The 19209-nt window shown below is 64.3% G+C and carries 25 protein-coding genes and 1 pseudogene; 10 read left to right on the top strand and 16 right to left on the bottom strand.

Going from position 1 to position 19209, the window contains the following annotated elements:
• Positions 1-26: 26 nt before the first annotated feature.
• A complete protein-coding gene (locus X760_RS75695) occupies positions 27-212 on the top strand; it encodes a hypothetical protein (RefSeq protein ID WP_023722532.1) in 186 nt (61 codons plus the stop codon).
• Positions 213-287: 75 nt separating this feature from the next.
• On the opposite strand, the gene X760_RS70595 is transcribed toward X760_RS75695, so the two are convergent.
• Complete coding sequence (locus X760_RS70595) at positions 288-1247, bottom strand: sugar-binding transcriptional regulator (protein WP_023722533.1); 960 nt, start codon at positions 1245-1247, stop codon at positions 288-290.
• Positions 1248-1505: 258 nt separating this feature from the next.
• Between X760_RS70595 and X760_RS70600 the strand changes: the two genes are divergently transcribed.
• Complete coding sequence (locus X760_RS70600) at positions 1506-2138, top strand: HAD family phosphatase (protein ID WP_023722534.1); 633 nt, start codon at positions 1506-1508, stop codon at positions 2136-2138.
• Between the two features lie 282 nt (positions 2139-2420).
• Here X760_RS70600 and X760_RS70605 read toward each other — a convergent pair whose 3' ends face one another.
• From X760_RS70605 to ureC, 7 genes are all read right to left on the bottom strand, one after another.
• Entirely contained in the window at positions 2421-3188 is a 768-nt protein-coding gene (locus X760_RS70605) for a class II aldolase and adducin N-terminal domain-containing protein (protein WP_023722536.1), read from the bottom strand.
• Between the two features lie 86 nt (positions 3189-3274).
• Positions 3275-3916 (bottom strand): urease accessory protein UreG, encoded by a 642-nt coding sequence (gene ureG / locus X760_RS70610; protein ID WP_023722537.1) that lies wholly within the window; start codon positions 3914-3916, stop codon positions 3275-3277.
• Positions 3913-4353 (bottom strand): DUF3995 domain-containing protein, encoded by a 441-nt coding sequence (locus X760_RS70615; RefSeq protein WP_023722538.1) that lies wholly within the window; start codon positions 4351-4353, stop codon positions 3913-3915. Before X760_RS70615 ends, ureG begins: the two co-directional genes overlap by 4 nt.
• Positions 4350-5021, bottom strand: a complete 672-nt coding sequence (locus X760_RS70620; RefSeq protein WP_031195185.1) for an urease accessory protein UreF — start codon at positions 5019-5021, stop codon at positions 4350-4352. The genes X760_RS70615 and X760_RS70620 overlap by 4 nt, the downstream gene beginning before the upstream one ends.
• The gene (locus X760_RS70625; protein ID WP_023722540.1) at positions 5014-5598 is read right to left on the bottom strand and encodes an urease accessory protein UreE; all 585 of its coding nucleotides are present in this window, start codon (positions 5596-5598) and stop codon (positions 5014-5016) included. The genes X760_RS70620 and X760_RS70625 overlap by 8 nt, the downstream gene beginning before the upstream one ends.
• A 56-nt stretch (positions 5599-5654) precedes the next feature.
• The gene (locus tag X760_RS70630) at positions 5655-6248 is read right to left on the bottom strand and encodes a hypothetical protein (RefSeq protein WP_023722541.1); all 594 of its coding nucleotides are present in this window, start codon (positions 6246-6248) and stop codon (positions 5655-5657) included.
• A gap of 47 nt (positions 6249-6295) precedes the next feature.
• Positions 6296-8011 (bottom strand): urease subunit alpha, encoded by a 1716-nt coding sequence (gene ureC / locus X760_RS70635; RefSeq protein WP_198030572.1) that lies wholly within the window; start codon positions 8009-8011, stop codon positions 6296-6298.
• 176 nt (positions 8012-8187) lie between these two features.
• On the opposite strand from ureC, the gene X760_RS70640 reads away from it, so the two are divergent.
• On the top strand, positions 8188-8571 hold the full coding sequence (locus X760_RS70640; protein ID WP_023722543.1) for a hypothetical protein: 384 nt from the start codon (positions 8188-8190) through the stop codon (positions 8569-8571).
• A 126-nt stretch (positions 8572-8697) separates the two neighbouring features.
• Positions 8698-9192: a hypothetical protein gene (locus tag X760_RS70645; RefSeq protein ID WP_023722544.1), complete on the top strand. Its 495-nt coding sequence runs from the start codon at positions 8698-8700 to the stop codon at positions 9190-9192.
• Between the two features lie 26 nt (positions 9193-9218).
• Here the strand turns inward: X760_RS70645 and X760_RS70650 are convergent, their stop codons facing one another.
• The 5 genes from X760_RS70650 to X760_RS70670 are packed head-to-tail and all read right to left on the bottom strand — an operon-like array spanning position 9219 to position 11586.
• Complete coding sequence (locus X760_RS70650; protein WP_023722545.1) at positions 9219-9524, bottom strand: urease subunit beta; 306 nt, start codon at positions 9522-9524, stop codon at positions 9219-9221.
• Between the two features lie 8 nt (positions 9525-9532).
• Positions 9533-10126 carry a HupE/UreJ family protein gene (locus X760_RS70655; RefSeq protein ID WP_031195187.1) on the bottom strand — a complete coding sequence of 198 codons (594 nt, stop codon included), beginning with the start codon at positions 10124-10126 and terminating at the stop codon, positions 9533-9535.
• 35 nt (positions 10127-10161) lie between these two features.
• The gene (locus X760_RS70660) at positions 10162-10419 is read right to left on the bottom strand and encodes a DUF1272 domain-containing protein (protein WP_023722547.1); all 258 of its coding nucleotides are present in this window, start codon (positions 10417-10419) and stop codon (positions 10162-10164) included.
• A 23-nt stretch (positions 10420-10442) separates the two neighbouring features.
• Positions 10443-10745 carry an urease subunit gamma gene (locus X760_RS70665; RefSeq protein ID WP_023677011.1) on the bottom strand — a complete coding sequence of 101 codons (303 nt, stop codon included), beginning with the start codon at positions 10743-10745 and terminating at the stop codon, positions 10443-10445.
• Between the two features lie 28 nt (positions 10746-10773).
• Positions 10774-11586 (bottom strand): urease accessory protein UreD, encoded by an 813-nt coding sequence (locus X760_RS70670; RefSeq protein WP_245278761.1) that lies wholly within the window; start codon positions 11584-11586, stop codon positions 10774-10776.
• A 232-nt stretch (positions 11587-11818) separates the two neighbouring features.
• On the opposite strand from X760_RS70670, the gene X760_RS70675 reads away from it, so the two are divergent.
• From X760_RS70675 to X760_RS79245, 4 genes are all read left to right on the top strand, one after another.
• Positions 11819-12073, top strand: a complete 255-nt coding sequence (locus tag X760_RS70675) for an acyl carrier protein (RefSeq protein ID WP_023677013.1) — start codon at positions 11819-11821, stop codon at positions 12071-12073.
• 4 nt (positions 12074-12077) lie between these two features.
• Positions 12078-13286, top strand: a complete 1209-nt coding sequence (locus X760_RS70680; RefSeq protein WP_023722549.1) for a beta-ketoacyl-[acyl-carrier-protein] synthase family protein — start codon at positions 12078-12080, stop codon at positions 13284-13286.
• A gap of 124 nt (positions 13287-13410) precedes the next feature.
• Positions 13411-14115 (top strand): glutathione S-transferase N-terminal domain-containing protein, encoded by a 705-nt coding sequence (locus X760_RS70685; RefSeq protein WP_023722550.1) that lies wholly within the window; start codon positions 13411-13413, stop codon positions 14113-14115.
• 136 nt (positions 14116-14251) lie between these two features.
• On the top strand, positions 14252-14548 hold the full coding sequence (locus X760_RS79245; protein ID WP_198030571.1) for a hypothetical protein: 297 nt from the start codon (positions 14252-14254) through the stop codon (positions 14546-14548).
• A gap of 43 nt (positions 14549-14591) precedes the next feature.
• Here the strand turns inward: X760_RS79245 and X760_RS70695 are convergent, their stop codons facing one another.
• Positions 14592-15212, bottom strand: a complete 621-nt coding sequence (locus tag X760_RS70695; RefSeq protein ID WP_023722552.1) for a nucleoside triphosphate hydrolase — start codon at positions 15210-15212, stop codon at positions 14592-14594.
• Positions 15213-15557: 345 nt separating this feature from the next.
• Positions 15558-16664 (bottom strand): hypothetical protein, encoded by a 1107-nt coding sequence (locus X760_RS70700; RefSeq protein ID WP_023722553.1) that lies wholly within the window; start codon positions 16662-16664, stop codon positions 15558-15560.
• A 249-nt stretch (positions 16665-16913) separates the two neighbouring features.
• Between X760_RS70700 and X760_RS70705 the strand changes: the two genes are divergently transcribed.
• Complete coding sequence (locus X760_RS70705) at positions 16914-17804, top strand: D-alanyl-D-alanine carboxypeptidase family protein (RefSeq protein ID WP_023722554.1); 891 nt, start codon at positions 16914-16916, stop codon at positions 17802-17804.
• Between the two features lie 34 nt (positions 17805-17838).
• On the opposite strand, the gene X760_RS70710 is transcribed toward X760_RS70705, so the two are convergent.
• Positions 17839-18648 carry a helix-turn-helix transcriptional regulator gene (locus tag X760_RS70710; protein ID WP_023722555.1) on the bottom strand — a complete coding sequence of 270 codons (810 nt, stop codon included), beginning with the start codon at positions 18646-18648 and terminating at the stop codon, positions 17839-17841.
• Positions 18649-18844: 196 nt separating this feature from the next.
• Here X760_RS70710 and X760_RS70715 point away from each other — a divergent pair.
• Positions 18845-19209 (top strand): annotated as a pseudogene (locus X760_RS70715) (oxidoreductase); the annotation flags it as partial.

Genomic DNA, 19209 nt, shown 5'->3' on the forward strand with positions numbered 1-19209 from the left:
CCTAGAGATAGCGAAGGCTGACGATCATGACCACAATACAGGAAAAGCCGCTTCTTGCTCCAGCCCACGGCTGGTTTTCACGGCTGGCGCGGGGATTGGCAAGGCACGCGGCGCGGAGACGCGCCTATCTCGACGTCCGGGAACTGCCGCCGCATCTGCAGCGCGACATGGGCTTCCTCGATGGCAACGATCCTTGTGGCCGGCACCAATAATGTCGCTCGTTTTATCGGGAGTTCAGATGCGTTTCGATTTCACCTGATCGTTTCCGACCGCCAGCGGCTCTGAGATCATGCGCCGGCCAGCAAGGCGGCGGCGGTCCGCTCATCGGTGATGAGGCCGTTGACCAGCCGCCGGTTGACGGCGGCGAAGATGCCCGGCAGCTTGCGGTCGCCCATGGCAAGCGCGATCACCAGCGACTTTTCGCGCGACGGCAGCGGCGCTGACGAGACCCGGTCGTTGGTGATGCCTTCGATCATGCGGCCGTCGCGATCGAACACCCAGCCGACGATCTCGGCAACGCCGCCGGCCTTCTGCAGCGCCTTCAATTCACCCTCCGAAATGAAGCCGTCCTCGTAAAGCGGCGCCTTCGGGCCGAGATCGCCGATGCCGACAAAGGTGACGTCGGCCTCGGCCGCAAGCGCCAGGGTCGGCTGGATCATCGGCTGGCTGAGCAGCATCTCGCGCTCTTCGGGCGAGGAAGCGATGACCGGCAAAGGCATCGGAAACGAGCGCGCCTTGACCCTGTCGGCCATGGTGAAGATGACGTTGTAGAAGGCCGCCGAACCGTCTGGCGAGATATTGCCGGTCAGCGACACCACCTTGTGCTGCGGGCATTCCATCGGCGGCAGCTGCTCGATCGCGGCCTTCAGCGTGCGGCCGGTGCCGATCGCCATGACGATCGGTGTGGGCGACCGCAGCCGCCGTTCGATCTCCGCCGCCGCCGCCTCCGCGACCCCGATGACGGTGGAGGACGAAGAAGGGTCGCTCGGCACCACCTCGACCAGATCAAGCGCAAAGCGCGATTTCAGCCGTGCCGCAAGGTCGAGGCAATTGGCGATCGGATGGTCGACGCGCACCTTGATCAACCCTTCGGAGACCGCGAGCGACACCAGCCGCTGCGCCGTCTGCCGCGAGATGCCAAGCGTGGCGGCGATCTGGTCCTGGGTGTTGCCTGCGACATAATAGAGCCAGCCGGCGCGCGCCGCATCGTCCAGCCTGTTGCCGCCGCTATCCTGCCGCGAATTCAAGGTCCTGCCTCCCTACTCCGCCGACCATAAGGGGCGGAGCCTCATAGTTTCGCAGGGAATGAACTTGCGCGCAATTGCCTATTGCAAGAGCAATTGCTTAGGGTCCCGGATCTGGTATTTCAAGCGAGGCGGCCATCGCCGACGCAGTCTCTCAAAATAATCCGGGCAGTGTTGGTCGCACGGGCTCAGTTCTCGCAGCCGCGGCGGTTTATCTCCCACGCTAAACGCTTTAAGGGATTTTGGAGAATGGAGCCTTGCATGACGCTGAAAGCGGTTTTCTGGGATATGGACGGCACGCTGGTCGACAGCGAACCGCTGCACGAGGCGGCGCTGATTGCGGCGCTGCACAGCGTTGGCATCGCCCCGCCAACCGACCTGCATGAGCGGGTGCTCGGCATCGCCGCATGGCCGGTCTACGAGATGCTGCGCGACGAGTTCGGCCTCGACCTGCCTTTCGACGACTGGATCGTGCGCAAATACGATCACTATCTGCCGATGGCGCAAACGCTGAGGCCACGCAGCGGCGCGATCGAGATTTTCAACGAGCTGCGCAAGCTTGGCGTGGAGCAGGCGGTGGTGTCCAATTCGGACAGGCTGATCGTCGACGCCAATCTGCGCGCGGTCGGCCTTTTCTACCCCGGCATGAAGACCATCAGCCGCAACGACGTGCGCGAAGGCAAGCCGCATCCCGAGCCATTCCTGCGCGCCGCCTGGCTGGCCGGCGTCGATCCCGCCGAGGCCGTAGCGGTCGACGACAGCATGACCGGCGCCACGGCGGGGCTGGCGGCGGGAATGAAGACGGTCTTCTGGCCGGAGGCGCCGATGGAAGGGCCGCCGGGCGCGATTGTCATCAACAGCGCCGACGAATTGCGAGCCCATCTGGGACTTTAAGCTTGGCTGAAAAGGCCGCTTCAAGCTAGACTTCCTGCAACGCCGATGATTGGCGAAACCAGCGATGACAGCGTCCTTCTCCCCGTCATTGTACGGGGAGAAGTGCCCGGCAGGGCGATGAGGGACGGCGCCGAGCTTGACAATTAACGCCCCTTTCCGGGCGCATTGAGATCACTGGCAGGCCGAGTTTTGAGTTCGTCGCAGGCTTTCGGGCGCTTGCGCTGCCCCTCATCCGCCTGCCGGCACCTTCTCCCCGTATAGCGACGGGGAGAAGGGCGCAGCTCAGTACCGGTAGACAGGCTCCTGCTCGTCGAGGATCGCCTTCAGTTCGGAGAGGTGGCGTTCGGCCTGGCCCGGATAATCTTCCTGTTCCCTTGCCGCTTTCTCGGCGATCTCGTCCGACAATACCCGCAGCGGCCGGCCGGTCCACAGCGCCTTGATGTAGGTTTCGGCGGCGCGCTCGAAATAGAACATGCGGTTGAAGGTGTCGGCGACGCTGTCGCCGATGACCAGCACGCCATGGTTGCCCATCACCATCACCTTGACCTTCGGGTCGACAAGAAGCTGCGAGCAGCGCTCGCCCTCTTCCTCGAGGGCCAGCCCGCCATAATGAGCGTCGACGACATGGCGGTTGAAGAAGATCGCCGAGTTCTGGTCGACCGGCGGCAGCGTCGAGTCGGCGAGCGAGGCAAGCACGGTGGCGTGGATCGAGTGGACATGCATGACGCAGCGCGCATGACGCACGTTGCGATGGATGGCGCCGTGCAGGCCCCATGCCGTCGGGTCGGGCGCATTCGGGCCTGTCAGCGTGTCGGGATCATTGGCGTCGATCAAAAGCAGGTCGCTCGCCTTGATGCGCGAAAAATGCACCTGGTTAGGGTTCATCAGGAATTGCGAGCCATCGTCGTTGACCGCCAGCGAGAAATGGTTGGCCACCGCCTCGTGCATGTTGAGCCGCGCCGTCCAGCGGAAGGCGCAAGCGAGGTCGACGCGCTCCTCATAGAACGGCAGGTTGGTCAGCACTTCCTTCTGCAGGCGCGTGATGCTCATCGTATGTCTCCGCGAATGGAGCGAGCATGCCGCGCGGCTGGAACACCCGCAACCGATTTCGTTTGGTGCAGGCGAGCGCTGTCGCCTTACGCCGCCGTGCTGGTGGCGGTGCCGGCTCTCAGCCCGCCCTGTTCGACGATGAAATCGATCACTTCCTGCAGTCCCTTGCCGCGCGACAGGTCGGTGAAGCCGAACGGCCGTTTGCCGCGCATGCGGGCAGCGTCGCGTTCCATGACGTCGAGATTGACGTTCACATAGGGCGCAAGGTCGCTCTTGTTGATGACCAAGAAATCGGACCGGGTGATCGCCGGTCCGCCCTTGCGCGGAATCTCCTCGCCCTGGCAAACCGAGATGACATAGAGCGTCAGGTCGGCAAGGTCCGGCGAGAAGGTGGCGGCGAGGTTGTCGCCGCCCGATTCGATGAAGATGATGTCGAGATCCGGGAATTTTTTGGTCATTTCGGCAATCGCCTGCAGATTGATCGAGGCGTCCTCGCGGATGGCGGTGTGCGGGCAGCCGCCGGTCTCGACGCCGATGATGCGATCTTCGGGCAGCGCCTGGAGGCGCGCCAGCATCATGGCGTCCTCCTTGGTGTAGATGTCGTTGGTGACGACGGCGATCGAGAACTCGTCGCGCAGCGCCTTGCAGAGCTTTTCGGTGAGCGTCGTCTTGCCGGAGCCGACCGGACCGCCGATGCCGATGCGAAGAGGGCCGTTCGGGGATATCATGCGGGGAACTCCGTGAAGGCAAGGATGGCGAAGCCGAGGCCGATCAGCAGGCACAGCGGCGAATAATAACGCAGATCGAGCCGCGCGAAAGGTTGCTCGGGCGTCAGCCGGCGCCACCACGGCGTGAAGCCGGCAATGCCGCGCGCCAGGAAAACCAGCGCGATGAGCAGCGACGTGGCGGCAAGCCCGGCCTTGGGAAAGGGCGTGGCAAAGATGCCCTCGAGCGCCATCGGCCACAGTGTCGCCAGGCCGAGGCAGGCGGCAACGGCGAAGCTGGCGAAGGGCGCCGGCATTTCGTCGACGCCATGAAAGCCGATGACGGCGCGGGCGCAGGAGGCAGCATCCCTGCCCGGCCAGATGCCGCCAATGGCCCAATAGACATGCAGCGCGGTGATCAGCAGCAGAACCAGCGAGAGGGCGAAAGCGAGGACGATCATGAGCGGAACAGCCGCGAATACTGGGTCTCGTGCCTACTCGCCGTGATGTCGGAGATAAAAGCGCAGCCGCCGAGATCGTCGAGCGTCGAGCCGGTAGCGCGGGCCGCGGTCGCCAAGGCCAGCGGCTCGAAGCCGGCGAGCAGCGTCATCGCAGCACTCTGGCCGACGACACCGAGCCGGATCGCTGCCTGGACGAGGTTGGAAAAGAAGGCCTGCAGGAAGCCGGCCAGCGCATCCCGCAGCATAAATCCGTGGCCGCCGGCGACGGCACCGACGGCGACGCAATAGGCACATTCGGCCGGCAGGCGGTCCAGCACCTGGCACGGCCAGGCCGAGGCCGCCTTCAGGAAGGCGGCGCCCTGCAGCATGGTTTCGGCATGACGCTCGCGCGAGCCGGCTAGGGCCTCGGCGAGCGCAGCGACCTCGACCAGATCGCCGGCTTCGCGCGCCCGGCGCCAGCTTTCGGCAAACAGCACCGCATCGTTCCAGCCGGAACCCATCTCGACCAGCGTTTCCAGCCACGCTGCAAGGTCTTTGCTGTCGGCAACCAGCCCGGCATGCACGGCTTGTTCCAAGCCATGGCTGTAGGAAAAGCCGCCGACCGGGAAGGAAGGCGACAGCCACGCCATCAGCCGCAACAATGCAATGTTGGAAGGCTGGTCAGTCATGGTCATGGTCGTGCGAATGGCTGTGGGAATGCGATTCGCTATGGCTATGAGAATGCGCTTCGGCGTGGCTGTGCGTATGCGCCTCGGCATGAGCATGGCCGTGCCCGCCATGGCCGGAATAAGCGCCGCGCACCGGCTTGAACGGCTCGGAGACGTCGCTCACAATGGCGCCCAATCCCTCCAGCATCGCCTTGATGACATGGTCGCGCAGGATGAGGATGCGCCCAGCTTCGATTGCGGCGGCGAGATGGCGGTTGCCGATGTGCCAGGCAAGCTCGGCCAGATGGACAGGATCGCTGGCCCTGATGTCGTAGAGCGGCTCCTCGGCCGCGATGATCTCGATTTGGCGGCCATCCTCCAGCACCAGCCGGTCACCATGGTTCAACGTCACCGGTTCGGGCAGGTCGACCAGCACCTTGTCGCTACGGGCCGTTTCGATGGCGCGACGGCGCAGATGCCGCTCGTCATGAGCAAGCACCGCACGGTCGTATGGCGTGGCAGTTCCGGCTTCGCCTGCGGCCAGGACGGAGACGGCGCGCGGGAATTTGGTGAAGTCGGTGCGAATATCGAGCTTCATGTAAGACTGCCTTTCGCAAAAAGCCTAGACTATCCGGTCCGCCGCCCCAATGGGGCTCAGACGATCGTGTCGAAGAGCCGCAGGATGAACGATATCTGATAGACGAGCGCGCCGGCGACAAAGGCGATGTGAAAGCGGCGGTCGCGCAGCAGGATCGCAATGACGCAAAGCGCGACGAAAACCGGCGTGCGGATCAGATATTCGATGCCGAAATGGGCGAAATGCTCCGGCCCTTTCAGCAGCGTGTCGATCACGTCGAGCAGATAGGTCGCCGCCAGCAGGCCGAAGAACCAGGCCCGGCGCGAATAAAAGAAATCCTCATAGCTGGTGTAGTCCAGCATCGAATCCGGGAACAGCAGCGCGCAGAGCAGGAACAGCGCGACGGCGTAGAAGATGATGAACAGGTATTTGCCGAAGGTCCAATTCTCGATCTGGAACAGGCCGAACTCCCACCACCAGAAATGCACCAGCATCAGAAGCACCGACGCAACCCAGGCGAGGTGCACGGGATAGAGCCGGTACTGGCCGGGATGCTGGACGATGCGGGCGAGCCCCGACAGCAGCCGTGTGACGCCAAGGCCGATCACCATGCCCAGGACAATGCGGATATGCGGGAAAATGTCGTGGGCGTAAGGGAGTTGCTGGTCCATAGGCCTGGCGCGGCATGTTCTACATCGGTCGTTCTAACGCCTATGGTTCAGAACAGGAAGTAGCGTTGCGCCATCGGCAGCACGGTGGCCGGCTCGCAGGTGAGCAACTCGCCGTCGACGCGGACCTCGTAGGTCTCGGGGTCGACCTCGACATGCGGCGTGGCGTCGTTGAGCACCATCGAATGCTTGCCGATGCCGCCGCGGGTATTCTCGACCGCCACCATCTGCTTGTCGACACCGAGCCTGCCGCGCAGGCCGGCGTCGAGCGCGGCTTTCGAAACGAAGGTCACCGACGAATTGGTCATCGCCTTGCCATAGGCGCCGAACATCGGCCGATAGTGCATCGGCTGCGGCGTCGGGATCGAGGCGTTGGGATCGCCCATCGGGGCGGCGGCGATCATGCCGCCGATCAGCACCATGTCCGGCTTGACGCCGAAAAAGGCGGGGTTCCACAACACGAGGTCGGCGCGTTTTCCCACCGCCACCGAGCCAATGTCCTTCGACAGGCCATGCGCGATGGCCGGATTGATGGTGTATTTGGCGATGTAGCGGCGGACGCGGAAATTGTCGTTGTCGCCGGTCTCCTGCGGCAGCGAACCGCGCTGGCGCTTCATCTTGTCGGCGGTCTGCCAGGTGCGGATCGCGACTTCGCCGACGCGGCCCATGGCCTGGCTGTCCGACGAGATGATCGAGAAGGCGCCGATGTCGTGCAGAATGTCTTCGGCGGCGATGCTTTCCTTGCGGATGCGGCTTTCGGCAAAGGCGATATCTTCGGGGATCGACGGCGACAGATGGTGACAGACCATCAGCATGTCGAGGTGTTCGGCCAGCGTGTTGACCGTGTAGGGGCGGGTCGGATTGGTCGAGGACGGAATGACGTTGGGCAGGCCGCAGACCTTGATGATATCAGGCGCGTGGCCGCCGCCGGCGCCTTCGGTGTGGAAGGCATGGATGGTGCGGCCCTTGATCGCCGCGACCGTGTTTTCGACGAAGCCGGACTCGTTCAGCGTGTCGGTGTGGATCATCACCTGCACGTCGTAATCGTCGGCGACCGACAGGCAGCAGTCGATTGCAGCCGGCGTCGTGCCCCAGTCCTCGTGCAGCTTCAGCGAGCAGGCGCCGGCGAGCACCATCTCCTCGAGCGCGGCAGGCAGCGACGCGTTGCCCTTGCCCGACAGGCCGATATTCATCGGGAAGGCATCGAAAGACTGGATCATGCGTGCCAGATGCCACGGCCCAGGCGTGCAGGTGGTGGCCAGCGTACCGTGCGCCGGGCCGGTGCCGCCGCCGAGCATGGTGGTGATGCCCGACATCAGCGCTTCCTCGATCTGCTGCGGGCAGATGAAGTGGATATGCGCGTCGAAGCCGCCGGCGGTCAGGATCTTGCCCTCGCCGGCGATGATCTCGGTGCCCGGGCCGATGATGATGGTGACGCCGCCTTGAGTATCCGGATTGCCGGCCTTGCCGATCGCGGCGATACGGCCGTCCCTGAGGCCGATATCTGCCTTGACGATACCGGCGGTGGCATCGACGACCAGCGCATTGGTGATGACGGTGTCGACCGCGCCTTGCGCGCGCGAAACCTGGCTCTGGCCCATGCCATCGCGGATGACCTTGCCGCCGCCGAATTTCACCTCCTCACCGTAAAGGGTGAGATCCTTTTCGACCTCGATGAACAGTTCGGTGTCGGCGAGCCGGACCTTGTCGCCAACGGTCGGGCCGTACATCTGCGCATAGGCGGCGCGGGTGATTTTAGCCATCAGCAATTGCTCCCGAAATACAGCCCGAAAATACCGCTTGTCGAAGCCGGGACCCACATTGCCGCCATCCTATGGTCACGCAATGACCCGCTGAGCGACACTTTCCGATCCCATTTGGCGGTTGAGGTGGGCGGGCCACCCCAAAACGACCATTTGCCAATCGATGGAAAGGAACATCCATGCGCAAAACGACCCTTCTGGCAGCCGCCGCCACGCTGGTGCTCGCAACCGCCGCCAGCGCCCAGCAACAGCCTGCGCAGCAGCCCAGTCCGGCGCCGGCCGCTCCTGCTCCTGCCGCGCCCGGGGCGCAGCCGCAGGCGCCCACCATTCAGGCGATCAATGTCGTCGATATCAAGGATCTGCCGGCGGATACACAAGCCAAGGTCAACGAGGTGATCGCTAAGCGCAGCGATGCCGATTTGCAGAAGCTGCGCGGCTCGATCGACGCGACACCGGAGGTCAAGTCCGCGCTCGAAGCGAAAGGACTCACCTCGGCGCAGGTGATCGCCGCCAGCATGAGCACCAATGGCGCGCTGACGCTGATCACCAAGAAAGCCAGCTGACGAGGCGAGGCGGCGGGCCGGCGCCCGGTCAGCCCGCCGCATCGCAAAGGGAACCTTCACAGGGGAAGTTACGTTTCGGTCCTGTCGCCCTGACACAAGCCTCGAAAAGGAGCCTGAGAACGAGCGATGGCGATCACCACCTTCTCCGACACCAGATGGCTGCATGGGATTGCTGCGACCGCGTTTCTGGCAGCCAGCATTCCGCACGCCGCGCTGAACGCGCAGAGCCTCGATAGTGCCGAGACCGTCAACCGGATCGTCGGCTCGGAGGTCGGCCAGGAAGAGACCAAGACAAATGCGGAAGCCGGCAAGGTCAGCTCGGCGATCGACCGCACGCGTGAAAACATCGCTGTCGTGCGCAAGACGTCCAAGCTCGACAAGGTCGATATCGTGTTTCTTACCGACGCCGCGCGCACCGAAGGCGGCCCGCCGCCGGCGATCGAAAACAAGGTCAGGCAACATCGGGACGACATTGCCGAGCTGCGCAAGGAGATCGAGGCGAACGCATTGCTGTTCAACGCCATCGACTCGCGGAGAGTGCAAACCGAGGACGTTCTGGCGGTGGAATTCGACGATCCGGGAAAGGTCGTCATCTATGCGGCGGCCAAGCCGCCCGGCTGAGCCGAAACTGCTCGACGCCTTCGATCTCACAGCTTGCCCATGATCTTCTGCTGAAATCCGTAGACCTCGCGCTTGCCGCCGAACGGCACCAGGGTAACGTCACGCTCCTGCCCCGGCTCGAAGCGCATGGCGGTGCCGGCAGCGATGTCGAGGCGCATGCCGCGGGCCTGGTCGCGATCGAATCTCAGCCCTTCATTGGTCTCGAAGAAATGATAATGGCTGCCGACCTGGATCGGCCGATCGCCGCTGTTGGCTACCTTCAAGGTGACGGTCGCCAGACCCTTGTTCAGCTCTATCTCGCCGCTTGCCGTGATGATTTCACCTGGGATCATTGCGGCCCTCACAGGACGCCGAAAGCAAGGCCGGCGCCAATCGTGGCACAGGCGGCCCCGGCGACGCGGGCAAGTCCGCGGAAGCGCCAGCCGAGGTTGAAACCGGCAGTGATGCCGACGGCGTGGAGCAGCGCGGTGGCGGCGGCAAAGCCCGCCATGTAGCCGAGCCCACCCGCATTTTCGGGCACCTCGGTGCCGTGGGCATAGCCGTGGAACAACGCGAACAGGCCGATGACGGCGACGCCGGCCGAGACCGGAAGGTCGACGGCGAGCGCAACCAGCAGCCCGAGCACCACGACGGACGCCAATATGGCCGGCTCGACGAAAGCCATCGGCACATGCAGGATGCCGAGCGCGCCGCCGGCCAGCATGATGCCGACGAAAGCCAGCGGCCATGCCCAGATCGCTTTGTCGCCCTTGAGTGCTGCCCACAGGCCGACGGCAATCATCACCGTCATGTGATCGAGGCCGGAGAGCGGGTGGGTGAAGCCGGCGGTGAAGGACGAAACCGTGCCGTCGCCGACATGGGCATAGGCTGGCCCAGCTGCCGCCAGCAGCAGGACCGCCGACAGCGTTGTGCGTTTCATCGTAGCGGGGATCATCGGCGTACCTTCCATCTTCGAGATCATCATGCCTCTCACGCGGCCTTGCGGGCCGGGCCGCAGCCCTCTGCCTTGAGAATGCGCTGGGTCGAGGCCGGATATTTCTTCAGCATCGCTGCCGGACGGATCGGGCGGGCCGAGAAGTTGCCGCCACAATTCGGACAGGCGCCGCCGAGCACGTTTTGGGCGCAGTCCGCGCAGAAGGTGCATTCGAAGGTGCAGATCACCGCATCTGTCGCATCGGGCGGCAGATCCTTGTCGCAGCATTCGCAGTTGGGACGCAGCTCAAGCATTTTCCTCTCCTCGCCTTTGGTGATTATCTGATCGGTTCGTGCACGGTCACCAGCTTGGTGCCGTCGGGAAACGTCGCCTCGACCTGCACATCGTGGATCATTTCGGCAATGCCTTCCATCACCTGCGCCCGGGTCACGACATGGGCGCCGGCCTCCATCAGCTCGGCGACCGCGCGCCCGTCGCGGGCACCCTCGACGACGAAATCGGTGATCAGCGCGATCGCTTCCGGGTGGTTGAGCTTGACGCCGCGTTCGAGCCGCTTGCGGGCCACGATCGCCGCCATGGCGATCAGCAGCTTGTCTTTCTCCCTCGGCGTCAGATTCATGCTTTTTCCTGCAGTGGCATAATCGAAATCAGAGTGACCATAATTTGGGCAGGCCCGCCCGCCCGTTGAGCAATTCGACAAGCGGCACCAGCCGCTTGCGGAGCTGGTAGCCGTCCTCGCCGAACAGCCTCGCAAGAAGCTTGCCAGATTTCCGCACACTCCAGAAACTGACGCCGCCCTGGCCGCCGACCATGCCCCGGGCCGGCTCGAGCAAAGCCTCTGCCCGCGGCGACACCATCAGCAGCGTCGCCACGGCGATGCCGCCACCGGCCACAGCCGTACGGTTCAAGGTGGCCGCAATGTCGGGCCCGATGCGGAACTCCTCGGCATGGACCAGCGCTCCGTCCTGGCGAACGCGCCAGCGGTCGTGGAAATAGCCTTGCGCTGCCCGTTCGCCCATGGCCAGGCGGCCGAAGACAGTAGCCTCCAGGATCAGCGCCTCGGCTCCGGCGGCAAGCTCCACGTCAAGCGTGCGGGCAAAGACCGAGCGGTCGAAGACGATGGTTTCCTGCGGCAGCCAGGCAATGTGGCCGCCTTCGCCGACGGTCAGTTGCACCCGCACTTCGGCGCGATCGGATGCGGCGCGGTAGATTTTCTCGCAGGCCTGCGTTGTTATGGTTGCTGAGGCGCCGGCACCGACATCGACCTGCCAGGCGAGACGGTCGCCACCGGTCAGCCCACCGGCAGTGTTGATCAGGACAGCTTCGAGCGGATCGGCCGAGACTGCCGGCATGCGGATCTTGGCCGAGCCGTCCTGGTACAGGCGCCGAAGACGCGTGCGGCCTCCGTTCCAGTCGCAGCCAAGCCGCGCGACGCCGGCAACGCGCTGGGCCGGCGGCACCGAGCTCAAGCTATATGCGATCGTATCCACGACACCAACGTTAAGCACTGCGGCGGCTTTGTCGATATATAGCTTGTTGCTTGACAGCGTTTCGGTTTCTATAGAGGGAGCCACCTTGGTACGGTCATCGGCGCCTGGCGGGGGTAAAAGGCGACGATGACGACGTAATCGAGGACAAAAGGGGCGCTGATCAGTTGGCGTCGGGAAACGACAGAGTTGGGGAAGAAACCGAATGGCTGACCAGCTGGCAAACGATATCATCGCCAAGATCAAGGCTCATGCCGAGCCGGGCGGCGAGGAAATCACCACCAGTACCGAACTGACCGCCCTTGGCATCCATTCGCTGGAACTGACGGAAATCATCTTCGATCTCGAGGAAGAGTATGGCATCGAAATCGAGATGAACACGGTCGATGCCTGGAGCAATCTGAAGAATGTCGGCGACATGGTCGAGGCGGTTCGCGCGCTGATCGCGAAAAAAGCCTGACTGAATGCACAAGCGCATCGTCATCACGGGCATCGGCGGATTATGCGGCCTCGGCACCAACGCACCAGCAATCTGGAACGAGATGCGCACCGGCCGTTCGGCAATCGGTGCGATCGTCAATTCCGAGCTGTATGACCTCAAGGTCAGGGTCGGCTGCGAAATCAAAACGCTTCCCGATCACGGCATCGACCGCAAGCAGGTCGTGTCGATGGACCGCTTCAGCCTTCTGGCGACGATCGCCGCGCGGGAGGCGGCACAGCAGGCGGGATTGAACCTGCACGCGGCCAACACCTATCGGATGGGCACCATCGTCGGCGTCGGCGTCTGCGGCTGGGAGGCAATCGAAGAGAGCTATCGCGCCATCCTGCTCGAAGGCAAGAACCGCGCCGGCATCTTCACCGTGCCGAAAGTAATGCCGGGCGCGGCCGCCGGCCACGTCAGCATGAATCTTGGTCTGCGCGGGCCGGTATTCGGCATCACCTCTGCCTGTTCGTCATCCAACCACGCCATTGCCTCGGCGGTCGACCAGATCAGGCTCGGCCGTGCCGACGTCATGGTCGCCGGCGGCACCGATGCGCCGCTGGTCTGGGGCATCCTCAAGGGCTGGGAGGCCCTGCGGGTATTGTCGCCGGACACCTGCCGGCCGTTTTCGGCCGATCGCCAAGGCCTTGTGCTCGGCGAGGGTGCGGGCATGGTGGTGCTGGAAACCTATGAGCATGCCATGACGCGCGGCGCCGCCATCCTTGCCGAAATCGCCGGCGTCGGCCTTTCCGCCGACGCCTCCGACATCGTTGCGCCGACCATCGAAGGGCCGGAGGCGGCGATGCGCTTCTGCCTCGTCGATGCCGGGCTCAATCCGGAAGACGTCGACTATCTCAACGCGCATGGCACCGGCACCAAGGCCAACGACCAGATCGAGACGGCGGCGATCAAGCGTGTCTTCGGCGGCCATGCCTACAAGCTTTCTATCTCCTCGACCAAATCGATGCACGCCCACTGTCTCGGCGCGTCCGGCGCGCTGGAAATGATCGCCTGCGTGATGGCGATCCGCGACGGCATCGTGCCGCCGACCGCCAACTATCGGGAAGCCGACGCCGACTGCGACCTCGACATCACGCCGAACGTGGCGCGTGAGCGCGCTGTACGCATCGCGATCAGCAACAGCTTCGCTTTCGGCGGCACCAATGCGGTGCTGGCGGTCAAGGCCGTCTGACCGCGCCCCTTTCGGGGCCGGTGAAACTTTCCATGCGCATATTGATCGCGCCAAGCGTCGCGCCTAACTCTCTGCGACCCGCCATGACCGCGCCGTTCGGGGCGCCCCCCGACCAGGAGTTTCGATGCCCGATCTGTCCGCGTTTCCGATCGCCAGGCGCTGGCCGGCGAGCCACCCCGACCGCATTCAGCTTTATTCGTTTCCGACGCCCAACGGGGTGAAGATATCGATCGCGCTGGAGGAACTTGGCCTGCCGTACGAGCCGCATGCCGTCGACATCGGCAAGAACGAGAGCTGGACCCCGGAATTCCTGTCTTTGAACCCGAACGGCAAGATACCGGCGATGATCGATCCGGACGGCCCGGGCGGCAAACCGATCGGCCTGTTCGAATCCGGCGCCATCCTGCTCTACCTCAGCGACAAGACCGGCAAGCTGGTCCCGGCAGACGCAACGCTGCGTTACGAGACGATCCAGTGGGTGTTCTTCCAGATGGCTTCGATCGGGCCGATGTTCGGCCAAGTCGGTTTCTTCCACAAATTCGCCGGGCGCGAAATCGCCGACAAGCGCCCGCTGGAGCGCTACCGCGATGAATCGCGACGGCTGATCGGCGTCGTCGAAACGAGGCTCAAGGGCCGCAATTGGATCATGGGCGACGATTACACCATCGCCGACATTTCGATGCTTGGATGGGTGCGCAATCTGATCGGCTTTTACGAGGCGCGGGAACTCGTCGGTTTCGACGATTTCCCGCGCGTCGGCGCATGGCTGGAGCGCGGCCTTGCCCGGCCGGCGGTGCAGAGGGGCCTCACCATTCCGGCCAGAGCCTGATCGAAAGCCTGACTGGCCCGGCTATTTTGCCTTGGTCCGGGGTTTTGAGCCGCCCTTGCCGACTACGGAAGCGGCAAGCGACGCCGCACCTTTGGCAGTCGCAAGCACGGCACCAGCGGCGACGTTAGCCGTCGTTTTGACGGTGCGCATTGCGCTGCCTGCGATCGAGCCTCTGCTGCTTGCCGGCTTTTTAGGGCTGGCGGCTTTGGGAGCTGCGGCCTTGTTCGCAGCAGGCACCACCTTCTTCGGCGCCGCCTTGCCAAAGCTGGGCTTTGCAGCGTCCTTGGAGCGGGCCGCCACTGCCGGGCCGGCGCTGGTTTTCGCTCGGGTTGCTTTTGATCGTGTTGCCCTGCCCTTGGCGGGCGCAGGCTTTCTTGCCATGGTTTCCATCGAACTGTTCCCTCATGCGGCACGATTGCCGTGTCCGGGATAACGGCCTGAAAGTGTTAAGGTTCCGGCCGAACAGTCCTTACAGATCAGGCCTGTTCACCAACCACCAGGTCGGCGGGCCGCCGACGGGCAAGCACGCGATCGATGTTCGGCATGTCGTTGGAAGCAATCCAGGCGCGCGCGTCCTCGTCGGACCGGCCGTGCTCGTGCCATCGCTCCAGCAGTCGGCGCTCGAGGTCGGCGCGCGGCACATCGACAAAGATCGAGAAGTCGAACAGCGGCGCCAGCCGCGTCCATGGCTCTTCGTCGAGCAGCAGATAATTGCCTTCGACCAGGATGAATTTGGTGTCGGCGGCGATGATCGCAGCGGCGGCGCGCGACAGCTCCATGCTGCGGTCGAAGACCGGGATCGCGATATCCGGCTCGCGGGCGCGGATGCGCTTGAGCAGCGTTTCGAAGCCGGCAAAATCAAAGGTTTCCGGGGCACCTTTTCGTTGGCGAAGGCCGCGTCGCTCGAGCACGACATCATCGTAATGGAAGCCATCCATCGGCACGACTTCCGCCGTGCCTTCCGGCAGCAGGTCGTGCAAGCCTGCCGACAATGTCGATTTGCCGGCGCCGGGCGGACCGGCAATGGCAACGATGAAGCGCGGCGCCTTGCCGGCGCGCTTGAAGATGGCAGCAGCAATATGGGCGATCTCGGACATTGGAGCCTTTCTGGCTGAGTGTTTTCGATCTTGGCGACAATTCGCGGGAATTTCAAACCCGAGATTAGTTTCCTCGCTCAGGGATTTTGACCGTCCGTCGGCAAATCGCAAAGCTTTGAGATTGCCCGAAACGATCGTCCCTTTCGTCATCCTGGGGCGGAGCAAGGAGCGAAGCGACGCAGCGCAGACCCCGGGATCCATGCCGTGACATCAGGGCGCCTCAGCGGCGCAGAATTCTGTTCCGCCGCATTCCTCGACGACGGTCGCGGCATGGATCCCAGGGTCTCCGCGACGTCGCTTCGCTCCTGCTCCGCCCTGGGATGACGAAGGTGGGGAGGCGAGCTCTCAAGCTGGGGCCGACCTGCCGATCCGCAGGAAATCGCTGTCGAAGCCAATGTCGCGCACGGCGCCGTCGGCGGCCAGGATGCGCATGCGGCCCGGTAAGCTCGCGACGTCGCGCGGCGGCTCGCCGGATGGCCACGGCAGTGCGCCGATGACATGGCGGAACGAAAAGCTGCGCCCTTCAGAAAGGGCAAACGCGGTCGCCACGCCTTCATGCTTCAGCCAGTTGTCGCCGAGCGATGCGGCATGGCCGACGGCCGTGCGGCCGTCCTCGATGCCGAGCACGCCGCGGTGGCGGCCGCTCCATGGCGCATAATCGCGCCCGCCATTGCTGACCCACAGCATGGTGACCGGCAGTTCGGCTGGGTTCTTCAGCACCAGCACCAGATCGGCTTCCGCCTGGCGCGCCAGCGCGGTCCAGCCCGGCCCGCCATGATCGGCCTCGACCAGCGTCACGAAGTCCTCACGCTGCTGGTCCATGCGATAGCCGGTCAGGTCGATCGTGCCGCCGCCGGCGGCGGGAAAGCGCGTCAGGTCGGCGGTCCGTGCCGGGTAGGCGAGCAAAGAGCGGCCGCGGGCGGGATCGGGCTCCGGCGCCTCATTAGGCGTCGCGGCAAAGCGCTTCGGCGAGAAGGCCAGCCTGCCGCCGGTCGTCATCACCGTCATCGGGTGGTGGGCGACGGGAATGGCGCCGGCGCCGCCGGAAAAGACGTGCTCCTGATAGAGAAACGGATGATCGTCGCGCAAGGTCAGGATCTTGTCGACGGTCGCGCCCATGACCGGGCGCTGCAGACGGAAGACGGCGCGCCAGCCATCGGCCGTTGCTGCGCTGTCGACGACGTCCCAGCGACTATTGGCCGGCCAGCCATGCAAAGGTGCCGCTTCGACGTCGCTGGTCGAGAACGGCGCGCAGAGGAAATCGCCGGACAGGTGGACCGTCCCTTCAGGCAGATCTTTCGGCAGCGTCTCGCGCGGCTCTTCGACCCAGGGTGCGCGATGCAGCGGCTTCAGCCGACGGCCGTCGATCTCGATCGCCATGTCGGCGAGATGGCCGACGGCAAGATCAACCGATACCGAAATCCCCTTTGCCGTAATCGTGACCGTATCCATGTGCGCACCTACCGATTCTGCCAGCCCGATTCTGGCGGCCCGATTCTGCCGGCGCCAGCAAAGCCCACTCGCCGCCCCTTGCGCAAGCGCGGCGGCCGGCAATTCGCATCGGACGGCTTGGCACAGCCGCCACGTCTGCCTGTGGACAGGGCACCATTCCAGGGCGCGACGATATTAACCAAATGGACTGTGCCTTTGCGTTAAGATAGCTTCGCCTCGTCTCAGAAACAGCCTGCCTTCGGAACTGACTTGTCCGCCTTCCGGTTCTTTTCGCTCATCCACAACTACGTCGCGGTGCTGGCGCTGCTGCTGTTTGCTGCCGGCTGCACGACGGTGGCGCCGCCCGACAGCGTGCTGGCGGTGCCGGCGCCGCCGCAGAAATACGCCGCGATGGTCATCGATGCCGGCACCGGCAAGACGCTGTTCGAGGTCAATTCGACGGCGCCGCGTTATCCGGCGTCACTGACCAAGATGATGACGCTCTACCTTCTGTTCGAGGCGCTGGACCAGGGCCGCATCAGCAAGGAGACGCAAATTCCGGTGTCGGACAACGCCGCCCGGCAGCCGCCGACCAAGCTGCGGTTCAGGCGCGGCGAGACCATCGACGTCGATTCGGCGATCCGCGCCATCGTCGTCAAATCGGCCAATGACGTGGCGGTCGCCGTTGCCGAATATCTCGGCGGCAGCGAAGAGGCGTTCGCCGGCATGATGACCGCCAAGGCGCGCCAGATCGGCATGAGCAGCACCGTGTTCCGCAATGCCTCGGGGCTGCCGGACGGCGACCAGCACACGAGCGCGCGCGACATGGCGGTGCTCGGCATGGCGCTGCACGCCCGCTTCCCGCAGCATTTCCACTATTTCTCCGAAAGCGACTTCATGTTCCGCGGCAGGCTGGTGCGCGGCCACAACGACATGCTCGGCCGGGTGCGCGGCGTCGACGGCATCAAGACCGGCTACATCCGGGCTTCCGGCTTCAACATCGTTACTTCCTATGATGCGGACGGGCACCGGCTGATCATCGTGGTGATGGGCGCTGACAGCGCGCGCCAGCGCAACGACCATGTCGAGGCGCTGATCCAGCGCAGCCTGTCGACGGCATCGGCGGCAAAGACGCGGCTGCTGTACGCCGAGGAGCAGTGACGGCTGACGTCCGGCGGGCGGCGGATCAGGGCGCTCATCGGGCGACAAACGCAGAACCGCCGTTTTGAGCGACACTGCTGAGATACTTCGCAGGCGGCTTGCCAAGCGCTTTCTTGAACATGGTGATGAAGGCAGTGACCGATTCGTAGCCGAGATCGGCCGAAACCTGCTGCACGCTCGCCCCGGAGGCCTGCGCGCGCAATGCGACGATCAAGTGCAATTGCTGGCGCCAGCGCCCGAAGGTCAGCCCTGTCTCCTTGACCACGAGACGGGCGAGACTGCTTTCGCTGAGCGCGACGCGATTGGCCCATTCCGCCAGGGTGCTGCGGTCGGCAGCATCTTCCGCCAACGCCACCGCGATGCGCCTCAAGCGCGGCTCGGACGAGACCGGCAAATGCAGCTGCTGGACAGGCATGCGCGGCAGTTCGGTGAGCAGAACCCTGGCCAGGAGCTCGCCCCTCGCGTCATTGTCCTCACCGCGATCCGCCAGCTCGATGATGAGCTCGCGCAGCAACGGCGAGATCGAAAGCGTGCAGCACCGGTCCGGCAGGTCGGCAGCTTCGGGCTCGATATAGACGAAAAAAATCCGGGCATTGGCGGTCGCGATATTGCTGTGCTCCATGTCGCCGGGAATCCACACCGCGCAATGCGGCGGCACCATCCACAGGCCGCTGGGGACGCGACATGTGACGCCGCCGCCGAGCGCGAAGACGAGTTGCCCTTTGCGGTGGCGGTGGTCCGGCACCTCCGCCCTGGTTTCGGTAACGTCAACGCGCACGGCGATTGCCGAGGCGAGGACATCATCCGGATCGAAAGGCCAGGGGTAGCGGAGAGGCTGCCTCATATCGACTGATTTTAGCGATGAAATGCAAAGATATCTAAATTACCCAAACAGGAAAGTCGATAGTTTAGGGCCTTGAGTAACTCAGAAGACGGCAGGGCGGGCTTTCAGTGCCCTGCTTGCGTTCCGAACGTCGGGCCGACAAGCCGGCGCGAAAAACAGGCTGGCGGCCGCCGCGCAGCAAGAAGGGACGATACCAATGCTCGCTTTGGTCACATCTTCCGAGAGCGCCACCGGGTTGAAACTCGCCGAGCTTGGCGAGCCCGAGCCCGCCCCGCACCAGGCGCTGGTCTCAGTCCGGGCAGTCTCACTGAACCGCGGCGAACTGCGCCTGCTCAAGATCCGCCCGAACGGCTGGGTGCCTGGCCAGGACGTCGCCGGAATTGTCGAGCGCGCGACGGCCGATGGCTCCGGGCCGGCCGTCGGCGCCCAGGTTGCGGCGCTGGTCGACGAGGCCGGGTGGGCCGAACGTGTCGCCGTTCCAACAGACCATCTCGCCGTGCTGCCGGACGATGTCAGCTTCGTCGCCGCCGCCACCGTTCCGGTCGCCGGCACGACCGCGCT

The sequence above is a fragment of the Mesorhizobium sp. LSHC420B00 genome (assembly GCF_000503055.1).
GTDB lineage: Bacteria > Pseudomonadota > Alphaproteobacteria > Rhizobiales > Rhizobiaceae > Mesorhizobium.